This is a genomic window from Longimicrobium sp., from assembly GCF_036388275.1.
In the GTDB taxonomy this organism is placed as follows: domain Bacteria; phylum Gemmatimonadota; class Gemmatimonadetes; order Longimicrobiales; family Longimicrobiaceae; genus Longimicrobium.
The window spans coordinates 1-11,064 of sequence record NZ_DASVSF010000072.1 but is presented as its reverse complement, the minus strand read 5'-3'; the positions used below and the strand labels follow the sequence as shown (position 1 = coordinate 11,064).

The 11,064-nt window shown below is 74.3% G+C and carries 4 protein-coding genes; all 4 read right to left on the bottom strand.

Annotated features, from left to right (window positions below):
• Positions 1-1,750: condensation domain-containing protein (locus tag VF632_RS15110; RefSeq protein ID WP_331023747.1), on the bottom strand; the 1,750-nt coding region annotated here is incomplete at its 3' end.
• Between the two features lie 93 nt (positions 1,751-1,843).
• Complete coding sequence (locus VF632_RS15105; RefSeq protein ID WP_331023746.1) at positions 1,844-8,461, bottom strand: amino acid adenylation domain-containing protein; 6,618 nt, start codon at positions 8,459-8,461, stop codon at positions 1,844-1,846.
• 476 nt (positions 8,462-8,937) lie between these two features.
• On the bottom strand, positions 8,938-10,200 hold the full coding sequence (locus VF632_RS15100; protein WP_331023745.1) for a cytochrome P450: 1,263 nt from the start codon (positions 10,198-10,200) through the stop codon (positions 8,938-8,940).
• 123 nt (positions 10,201-10,323) lie between these two features.
• Positions 10,324-11,064 (bottom strand): thioesterase domain-containing protein (locus VF632_RS15095; protein WP_331023744.1); only part of this gene is annotated, 741 nt, incomplete at its 5' end.

Below are 11,064 nucleotides of genomic sequence, written 5' to 3'. Positions count from 1 at the left end.
CGGCGAGGACGGCGGCCACCATCTCGGGCCCGCGCTCCAGGCAGAGGGCCACGCGCACCTCCGGCCCCACCCCCCGCGAGCGGAGGTCGTGCGCCAGCCGGTTGGCCCGCGCGTTCAATTCCGCGTAGCTCAGGCGCTCGTCACCGAAGATCACCGCCGTGGCGCCGGGCGCGCGCTCCACCTGCCGCTCGAACAGCTCGTGGATGCACGACGACGCCGCGTACTCCGCGCCGGTGCGGTTCCACGCCTCCAGCACCCGCGCGCGCTCCGCCTCGCCGAGCAGCTCCACCCGCGAAAGCCGCACGTCCGCGTCGGCGGCCACCTGCTCCAGCACCCGCTGCAGGTGGCCGAGCATCCGCCGGACCGTGCCGCGCTCGAAGAGGTCCGTGGCGTAGCTGAGGCGCGCGCGGACGCCGTCTGGCCCCTGCCACAGCTCCAGGGTGAGATCGAAACGAGCCACCTCCTCCTCCGCACCCCCCGCCACCTTCAGCGGCAGCGCGGGCCCCGCCGCCTGCGCCGGAGCCGCCGCCGTCGCGGCCGGTCCGCCGCCCACGCCGTGCTGGTTGTGCAGGATGATGACGGCCTGCACCAGCGGGGCGTGGGTCAGCGAGCGCTCGGGGTTCAGCTCCTCCACCAGCTTCTCGAACGGGAGTGCCTGGTGCTCGAAGGCGCCCAGCGTGGCCTCGCGCACGCGCCCCAGTAGCTCGGCGAAGGTGGGATCGCCGGCGAGGTCGCCGCGCAGCACCAGCGTGTTCACGAAGAACCCGACGATCCCCTCCACGTCCGCGGTGCCGCGGTTGGCGACCGCCGTGCCCACCAGCACGTCGTCCTGGCTGGCGTAGCGGCCCAGGAGGAGCTGAAAGGCGGCCAGGTACACCATGAACGGCGTGGCGTCGTGCGCCCGCGCCAGCGAGTCGACGCGCGCGGGGAGGCCGGCGCCCAGGACGCCGCCGACGGAGGCGCCGCGCTGGGTGCGCACGGGAGGCCGCGGGCGGTCCGGCGCGATCTCCAGCAGCGTGGGTGCCCCCTCCAGCGCGTCGCGCCAGAAGCCCACCAGCCCCGCGAGCGCGTCGCCGGAAAGGCGCTCGCGCTCGTGGAGGGCGTGGTCGCCGTACTGCAGCGGGAGCGGCGCCAGCGGCGAGGGCTCGCCGCGCGAGAAGGCCTCGTACAGCGCCTTCAGCTCGCGCTCCAGGATACCGGTGGACCAGCCGTCGGTGATCGCGTGGTGCAGGTTCCAGAGCAGGGCGTGCTCGTCGGCCGCCAGCCGGACCAGGGAGGCGCGGAAGAGCGGGCCCTCCTCCAGCCGGAAGGGGGCCGCGGCGTCCGCGCGCGCCAGCCGCTCCACCTCCGCGTGCACCGCGTCGGGGGCGACGGCGGAGAGGTCCGTCACCTCCAGCCGGAAGGGCGCGTGCGGGGCGACCACCTGCACCGGCTCTTCGCCGCGCGCCTCCAGGTGCGTGCGCAGCGTCTCGTGGCGCCGCACCAGCTCGTCGACGGCGCGCTCCAGGGCTGCCACGTCCAGGGGACCGGGGATGCGCCAGACGCGGGGCATCGAGTAGGCGGTGCTCCCCGGCTGCAGGCGATCCAGCAGCCACAACCGCCGCTGCGCGAACGACGCGGGAAACTCGGATGGGCGCTCGCCGCCGCCGTGCCCGGCCGACGCCGCGACTGCGCCGCCCTTCAGCTTCAGCTTCAGGAGCCTCCGCTTTTCGGGCGACAGCTGGGCCAGCCGGGTGTCGATATCAGTCATGTCCTGCTCTGTATGCGATGGGCTTCCGACGAGCCGGAGGCGCCGGGTGCCTGGTGCTTCGCGACTGCGGGGCCCGTCGGAGTCGTGTCGAGATCACCCATGGGTGGCATCGTCGTCGAGCAGCGCGCCCAGGCGCGCGAGCTCCTCCGGGTCGAACTGGGCGAGCAGCGCGTGCACGACGTGCTGGGCGAGCGTGGAAAGCACCGGCTTTTCGAACAGGTCGGCGATCCCCACCTCCGCGCCCAGCACCTGCCGCACACGCGAGATCACGCGGACGGCCAGGAGCGAGTGCCCGCCCAGCTCGAAGAAGTGGTCGTGGCGGCCCACCCGTTCCAGGCCCAGCACCTCGGCCCAGATCCCGGCCAGCGCCTCCTCCGTCTCCCCCTCCGGCGCCTCGTAGCCGTGCCGTGCACCGCTTTCCCCCTCGGGCGCGGGGAGCGCCCGCCGGTCCAGCTTGCCCGTCGGGGTCAACGGCATCGCGTCGAGCCGCACGTACGCCGCCGGCACCATGTACTCCGGCAGTGCCGCGCCCAGGTGCGCCCGCAGCGCCTCCGCCCCGGCCGTCTCCTCACCCACCACGTACGCCACCAGCCGCCGGTTCCCCGGCGCGTCCTCGCGCGCCAGGACGACGGCCTCGCGCACGCCCGCGTGCTCGGCCAGCCGCGCCTCGATCTCGCCCAGCTCGATGCGGAAGCCGCGCACCTTCACCTGGTGGTCGCGCCGCCCCAGGAACTCCAGCTCCCCCGCGGCCAGCCAGCGGGCGCGGTCGCCGGTGCGGTACACCCGTGCGCCGGGTGTGGCGGAGAACGGGTCGGGGACGAACGCCTGCGCGGTCGCCGCCGGCCGGCCCAGGTAGCCGCGCGCCAGGGTCCCGCCGATGCACAGCTCTCCGGGCACGCCCAGCGGCGCCGGCTCGCCCCACCCGTCCAGCACGTACGCCGCGCGCCCGCCCAGGGGGCGGCCCACGGGAACGTGCACCGCCCCCTCCGGCACCGTGTGCGGAACGTCGTACGCCGTGCAGGTGACCACCGCCTCGGTGGGACCGTAGCCGTTCACCAGCCGCACGCCGGCCGCGGGTCCGGCCGCCCAGTCGCGCGCCGCCGCCGGGCTCATCGCCTCGCCGCCGGTGATCACCAGCCGCACGGTGCGGGCGAGCAGCTCCAGCGCGTCCGTGTCCGCCGCCAGCTGGTGCCAGTACGCCGTCGGGGGATTGACGACGGTGAGCCCCTGCTCCGCCGCCTGCCGCACCAGCTCCAGCGGGGTGGGGACCTCGTTTCCGCGCACGACCACGCAGGCGCCGGCCGAGAGCGGGGCCAGCACCTGCTCCACCGAGACGTCGAAGCCCACCGCCGCGAAGTGGAGCACCCGGTCCGCCGGGGTGAGCCCGTACGCCGCCCCCGCCGCGCGGCAGTGCGCGGCGGCGGCGGCGTGGGCCACGCCCACGCCCTTGGGCGTGCCGGTGGAGCCGGAGGTGTAGATGACGTACGCCAGCGCGGCGTGCGGAACGTCGAGCCCGAGGTCGCCGCCGTTCTCCCCCTCCGCCTCCGCGGGAGAGACGACCGTCCCGGCGAAGCCCTGCAGCCCCGGCTCGCGCGTCACCAGCACGGCGGCGCCCGCGTCGGCCGCCAGCGCGGCACGGCGGCCGGCCGGGAGCGACGGGTCCAGCGGCAGGTACGCGCCGCCGGCCTTGAGCACCGCCAGCAGCGCCACCACCAGCTCCGCGGAGCGCTCCAGCATCACCCCCACGCGCCCCTCCGGGCCCACCCCGGCCGCGCGGAGCCGCCGCGCCAGCCGGTTGGCGGCCGCGTTCAGCTCCGCGTAGGTGAGGCGGTCACGGCCAAAGACCACGGCCTCCGCGTCGGGCGCGCGCTCGACCTGCGCCTCGAAGAGCGCGTGCACGCACCCCCCGCCCTGAGCCGCGGCCTCCTTCCGGCTCCACTCCTCCACCACCACCCGGCGCTCGTCCTCCGGGACGATCTCCAGCCGGTGCACCCGCCGGGTCTGGTCCGCGACCATCCCCTCCAGCACGTGCCGCAGGTATCCGGCGTAGCGCTCCACCGTTTCCCGCTCGAAGAGCGCGGAGGCGTACGTCACGCTCCCCGCGATCCTCCCGCCCTGCTCCCAGAGCGCAAGCGACAGGTCGACGTGCGCCGTCGCAAGCGCCGCCGCCTGCGCCGGCGAGGCCGACTTGCCCGACGGGCCCGCCCCGCCCCGCGGCGCGGCCGGCCCCATCGGCCCCATCGGCGCCAGGGTGAGGCCGGGGAGCCCGGCGCCGCCGCCGGGGGCGTTCTGCCAGGTGAACATCGCCTGGAAGAGCGGCGCGTGCGCCATGCTCCGCGTGGGGTGGACGAGCTCCACCACCTGCTCGAAGGGGATGTCCTGGTGATGCTGCGCGCCCAGCGCGCGCTCCTTCACCCGCGCCAGCAGTTCCGCCACCGTCGGCGCGTCAGCCATCTCCACGCGCACGGGGAGCATGTTCACGAAGAATCCGATCAGCCCCTCGATCTCCTCCCGCCCCCGGTTGGCGGTCGGCGTGCCGACCACCACCTCGTCCTGCCCCGACAGGCGGGAAAGCACCGCCGCCCACCCCGCCAGCAGCGTCATGAAGAGCGTGGTCCCGTGCCGCCGGGAAAGCTCCTTGAGCGCGGCCGAGAGCGCCTCGTCCAGCCCGATGTCGATCATCCCGCCGGAGAAGTCCTGCCGCGCCGGGCGTGCGTGGTCCGTCGGGAGCTCCAGCAACTCGGGCGCGCCGGCCAGCGTCCGCGTCCAGTACTCCGCCTGCTCCCCAAGGACCTCGCCCTCCACCCAGCGGCGCTGCCAGGCCGCGTAGTCGGCGTACTGCACCGCGAGCGGCGGAAGCGGATCGGGCCGCCCCGCGCGGAACGCTCCGTAGAGGGCGACCAGCTCGCGGGTGAACACCCCCATGCTCCAGCCGTCGGAGACGATGTGGTGCATGGTGATGAGCAGCACGTGGTCGTCGCCGCCGCCGATCTGCACCAGCCGGCCGCGGATCAGCGGCCCGCGCTGCAGGTCGAACGGCGCGCCCGCCTCCTCCGCCATCAGCCGGCCAAGCTCCGCCGGCCCTTCGGCGTGGCCGCGGAGGTCGTGCTCCGCGAGAGGGAACGGGCTCTCCTCGGCCGGCGCGATCCGCTGCACCGGCGCGCCGTCCACCTCGATGAAGACCGTGCGCAGCGCCTCGTGCCGCGCCACGATCCGGCCCAGCGCCCGCCGCAGCGCGGGCCGGTCCACCTCGCCCCGCAGCCGCTGCCGCACCGTGATGTGGAACGCCGCGCCCGCGTCCCCCAGCCGTTCGATGAACCAGAGCCGCTGCTGCGCGAACGAGAGCGGGAGATCGCCCCCCCGCTCCACCGGCTCGATGGCCGGCAGCTCGGCGCGCGACGCGGTTTCCAGCCCCCGCGCGAAGTCGGCCAGCACGGGCCGGGCGAACAGGTCGCGCAGCGCCACCTGCACCGCCAGGCGCTGCCGCACCCGCGAGATCACCTGCACAGCAAGGAGCGAGTGCCCGCCCAGGTCGAAGAAGCTGTCACGGCGGCCCACCCGCTCCACGCGCAGCACCTCGGCCCAGATGTCGGCCACCGCCTGTTCGGTCTGGGTCGCCGGGGCCTCGGAGCCGCGCGTGGCGAGCGCGTCGCCCTCCGGCGCCGGGAGCGCCCTGCGGTCCACCTTGCCCCCGGCGGTCACCGGGAACGCGTCCAGCCGCACGAAGGCCGCCGGCACCATGTACGACGGCAGCCGCCCGGCCAGGTGCGCCCGCAGCGACTCCACGTCCAGTCCCTCGTCGGCCAGGCAGTACGCCACCAGCCGCCGTTCGCCGGGCTCGTCCTCGCGCGCCAGCACCACCGCGTCGCGCACGTCCGCGTGCTCGGCGAGCCGTGCCTCGATCTCGCCCAGCTCGATCCGAAAGCCGCGCACCTTCACCTGGAAGTCGGTGCGCCCCAGGAACTCGATGGTCCCCTCCGCCCGCCACCGCCCCAGGTCGCCCGTGCGGTACAGCCGCGCCCCGGGCTCACGGGCGAACGGGTCCGGCACGAACCGCCCGGCCGTCAGCCCCGGACGGTCCAGGTAGCCGCGCGCCACCTGCCCGCCCCCGATGTACAGCTCTCCCGACACCCCCACCGGCACCGGCCCGCCCCGCGCGTCCAGCAGGTACACGCGCGTGTTCGCCACCGGCCGGCCGATGGAGCGCCAGGTGGCGGGATCGGCCGCCATCTCGCGCATCGTGGCGTTGACCGTCGTCTCGGTGGGGCCGTACGTGTTCAGGAGCGGCGGCCGGTGCCCGTCCCTCCCGAACCACGCCTGCAGCGCCGCGGGCTCCACCGCCTCGCCGCCGATGGCCAGCAGGCGCACGCTCGGCGGGATGGCGGCCGAGGGCTCGTCGAGCAGGAGCTGCCAGAAGCGCGTCGGGAGGTCGAGCACGCTCACCCCGTTCTCCGCGCACCGGCCCCAGAAGGTGTGCGCGCCCTCCAGCCATGCCTCGGTGCGCAGCACCAGCGCCGCCCCCGTGAGGAGCGTGCCGAAGATCTCCTCCACCGCGGCATCGAAGGCGACGGAGGCGAACTGCAGGAAGCGGTCGCCCGCCCCGAGGCCAAAGCCCGCCTGGACGGCGGTGACCTGCCGGACCACGGCGCGGTGGGTGACCATCACCCCCTTGGGCCGCCCCGTGGAGCCCGAGGTGTAGATCACGTACGCCAGGTGCTCCGGCTGGAGCGTCCCGCGCCCAGGGTTCGCGTCCGGCCCGGGGTTCGTCTCCGACCCGGCCGACCAGACGGGCGAGCCGGCATCCAGCTCGAGCACCGGCACGCCCGTGCCCGCGAAGCGCGCCGCCAGCGAGCCGTGCGCCAGCACCGTCACCGGCGCGCTGTCCTCCACCTGCCAGCGCAGGCGCTCCTCCGGGTACGCCGGGTCGAGCGGAACGTACGCCCCGCCCGCCTTGAGCACCGCCAGCAGGCCGGCGATCATCTCCGGCGTGCGCTCGGCGCAGATCGCCACGCGCGTGTCCGGGCCCACGCCGAGCCCGCGGAGATGATGCGCCAGCCGGTTGGCGCGGGCGTTCAGCTCCGCGTACGTGAGCGCCCCGCCCTCGAAGACCACGGCGATCGCTCCCGGCGTCTCCTCCGCCCGCCGCTCGAAGAGCTCGTGCACGCAGCCGTCGGCGGCGGAGGGGAGATCCGTGGCGTTCCACTCCTCCACCACCCGCGCGCGCTCCGCCGGGGACATCAGCTCCAGCCGCGCCACGCTCCGGCGCTCGTCGGCCACCATCTGCGCGAGCACCCGCCGCAGGTAGGCCGCGTGGCGCTCCATCGTCTCCGGGTCGAAGAGCGCCGTCGCGTACTCCAGGGCACCGACGATCCGCGTGCCCCGCTCGGAAAGGGTGAGCGACAGGTCGAACTGCGCCGACGCCTCCGAGGGCGCGCCCGACTGGGTGGCCGCCGCCTGCCGCGGCCCCGCTCCCGGCGCACCCCCCGCGGAATCCAGCGCCAGCCCCGAAAGCTCCAGGTTGCGCTCGGGCATGTTCAGCCAGTTGAACATCACCTGGAAGAGCGGCGTGTGCGCCAGGCTGCGCACCGGCTGCAGCAGCTCCACCACCTGCTCGAAGGGGATGTCCTGGTGCTGCTGCGCTTCCAGCGCCCGGTCCTTGGCCCGCCGCAGCAGCTCCGCCACGGTGAGCGAGCCGGAGACGCCCACCCGGATCGCCAGCGTGTTCACGAAGAAGCCGATCAGCCCCTCGATTTCGTGCCGCCCCCGGCCCGCCACCGGGCTGCCGATCACCACGTCCTCCTGCCCCGAGAGGCGCCCGAGCACCACCGCCCACGCGGCCAGGAACATCATGTACAGCGTGCCCCCATGCCGCCGGGTCAGGGCCTTCAGCCCCGCCGTCAGCTCCGCGTCCAGCTCGATCCACACCTCGCCGCCGGTGAAGTCCTGCCGCGGCGGACGCGGCCGGTCGGTGGGCAGCTCCAGCAGCGCGGGCGCGCCGGCCAGCATCTTCTTCCAGTACTCCGCCTGCCCCTTCAGCACCTCGCCGTCTACCCAGCGCCGCTGCCACACCGCGTAGTCCGCGTACTGGATCGGCAGCGCGGGAAGCGGATCCGGCTCGCCGTTGCGGAAGGCGGCGTAGAGCGCGCTCAGCTCACGGGTGAACACCCCCATGCTCCACCCGTCGGAAACGATGTGGTGCATGGTGATGTGCAGCACATGGTCATCGTCCGCCAGCCGGACCAGGTGCCCGCGGATCAGCGGCCCGCGGGCCAGGTCGAACGGCGTGGCCGCCTCCCTGGCCAGCAGCCGGCCAAGCTCCGCCCCGGCCTCCGCGTGGCCGCGGAGGTCGTGCTCGGCGAGCTGGAAGGGGCTCTCCTCCGCCGGCACGATCCGCTGCACCTGGTCGGCGTCCACCTCCGCGAAGGTGGTGCGCAGCGCCTCGTGCCGGGCGACCACCCGGTTCAGCGCGCGGACTAGCGCATTCCGGTTCAGCTCGCCTGTCAGCCGCATGCGGGTGGGGATGTGGTAGACCGCGCCGGGGATCCCGAGCTGGTCCAGGAACCAGAGCCGCCACTGCGCAAACGACAGCGGCAGCGGTCTGCTCCGGTCCACCGGCTGGATCTGCGACAGCGTCGCCGGGGCCTGCCTGGGCGCGTTGGCCTCGAGCAGCTCGAGGAGAGCCAGGCGCTCGGCGGGCGAAAGATTCTGCATGCTCAAGGACAGCTAGCTCGGTGCTCTAGGGACACGCTCGAGGTACGTCGTCTCTGCGCGGGGCTCGCGAACGAGCCGCGCACGGGTTTCGGGCCGAACCGGGCGAGCCGCGGGGCCGGCGATCGCCAGGCGCCCGGTGCGGGCGAGGTTCCAGCGCGGCCGCGCTTGCCACGAGCGGATGCCGTACGCCGTGGGGGGTGACGACGCCCATCCCCTGCTCCGCAGCGCCAGCTCCAGCCGCGCCGGGGGCCTCGCTCCCGCGCATGACGACGCAGGCGCCGGCCGAGCGCGGCGCCTGCATCTGCTCCAGCGACACGTCGAACCCGGCCGCCGCGAACCGCATCACCCAGGCGGCGGCATGCGCGTACACCGCCTCGGCCGCTCGGCGGTGCGCGGCGGCTTCGGCGTTGCAGCGAGTTGACGAGGGTGAAGGGTGTGGTCTCAGGCGTGGGCCGTTCCGGCCACCGCGGGCCCGGTCAGGCAGCCGAGGCGTGGGCCGGCCCCGCCGCGGGCACCTGCGTGCGGTGGCGGACGGGCATGGACCAGATGCGGTTCATCCACGCCGAGCGGGTGCCGGTCGCGGGGCCGTCCAGCTCCAGCTCGGCGATGCGGTCCAGGTGCGCCTCCAGGAACATGCGGATCACCAGCGAGCCGATGCGCCCCCCCGGACAGAAGTGCGGCCCGTATCCAAAGGAAACGTGCCGGTTGGGCTTGCGCCCCACGTCGAAGGTGTCGGGGTTGGCGAACACCTCTTCGTCGCGATTGGCCGAGGCGTAGCACAGCACCACCTTCTGCCCGCGGCGGATGCTGTGGCCCTCGTACTCCACGTCCGCCGTCGCCGTCCGGCGAAAGTAGACCACGGGCGACACCCAGCGGACCAGCTCGTCCACCGCCACGGGAAGAAGGGAGCGATCCTCGCGCAGCCGGCGCAGCTGCTCCGGGTGCTCGAGCAGCGCCCGGACGCCGCCGGCGATGGTGCTGGCCGTGGTGTCGAACGCCCCGGCCATCAGCGGAAACCAGTACACCAGGAAGAACTGCTCCGGCGTCATCCCCTGGGGCGCCTCGCCGTGCACCAGCGTGCTCAGCAGCGTGGGCCCGGGGGGCTCCGCCCGAAGCCGGCGGAACAGGTCGAAGCCGTATTCGTACAGCGCCTTGGCGGCCTCGATCACTCCCGCGCCGTGCTGGCAGAAGACCGGGTCTTCCATGGCGTTGATGGTGAGCACACAATCCCGCATCCGCGCCAGGTCGCTGTCCGGAACGCCCAGGAACAGGCCGAAGAGGACCTCGACGGGAACCCGCAGCGCCACCTCGGAGGCGAAGTCGAAGCCGGGGCGGCCGGCAACGTCGTCCACGATGCGCGCGCAGACGGCGCGGACGCGGTCCTCCATGGCCAGCAGCGACGCCGGGGCCAGCATGGCGGTGGCGAGCGGCCGGAAGCGCGCGTGCTGCTCGGGGCCAAAGGTCATCAGGTTGTCGGCGATCATCGCCAGCGACGGAAACGTGCCCCACAGGGCGCGCGGCAGCGGATCGGCCAGGATCGGCGCGTGGGTGGCGAAGCGCGCCGGGTCGCGGGAGATGGACACCACGTCGCGGTGCCGGGTGACCAGCCAGAAGCCGTCGCCGCGCACCTGCGACGCCTGGTGCCAGGCGAACGGCGCTTCCCGCCGCAGGCGCGCGAACTCGGCGTACGGGGTGCCGTGCACGTACTGATCGGGATCGTCGAACCTGAATTCCGTCATCCCAGCTGCTCCTGAAGGGCGGGATCATCCCCACCGCGATGTCTACGTCCGTACGGCGTCCCCAAGGGAGTGCCGGGCCACGGCGCCCCTGATCGGGCACACGCGGAGGAGCTTCCCTAGCCGTCAGAATATCACCCTCTCTTTCTCTTTCGACAAGCCGCCCGGCGCCACACGTTCCCGTGCCTCGTCCATCGCGCGCGACAGCGCCCCGCCGAGCGCGGCGGCGTTCGGCGGCCGCATCATCGACAGGTGGGTCCCCGGGACGGGCGTCACCCGGAGCAGCCACTCGGGATGGAAGTCGCCCCAGCCACGCGTCGTGTCCGCTTCGGGGCTTTGCTGGGCGGGGAACTGGTGGACCAGGACGGGAATCGGCTGCGGCGAGTACTCGCGCAGGGCGGCCTGGTGCCCGCGCAGCCGGTCGCGCACTGCCCGGGCCTGCGCCAGGGTCACGTAGATCGGAAGCAGCCCCTCGTTGCGGCACCTCTGGACGAACGTTTCCAGGTCCTCGTCCGCGCCCGCCACGGCCTCCTCGCCGGAGTCCGCGCCCCCGCCGCCGGGCAGGGTGTCGGCGGTGCGGAGCGCGTTCAGGATGAGCGCGTGGTCGAGCCCCCAGTCCCGCGATTCGGCGGGACCTTCGGCCGCGCGGATGCGGGCCGGGTGGTAGCTGTCGAACATCCCCACGAACTCCACGATCTCGTCCCGTCCGATCAGCTGCGAGGCGATCTCGTAGGCCAGCACCCCGCCGAACGACCACCCCGCCACCCGGTACGGCCCCGAGGGCTGCACCTCGCGGATCATCCGCACCAGGCGTGTCGCCATCCCCTCGACGGTGCGCAGCGGCGGCTCCGATGGCGACGGCGCCGG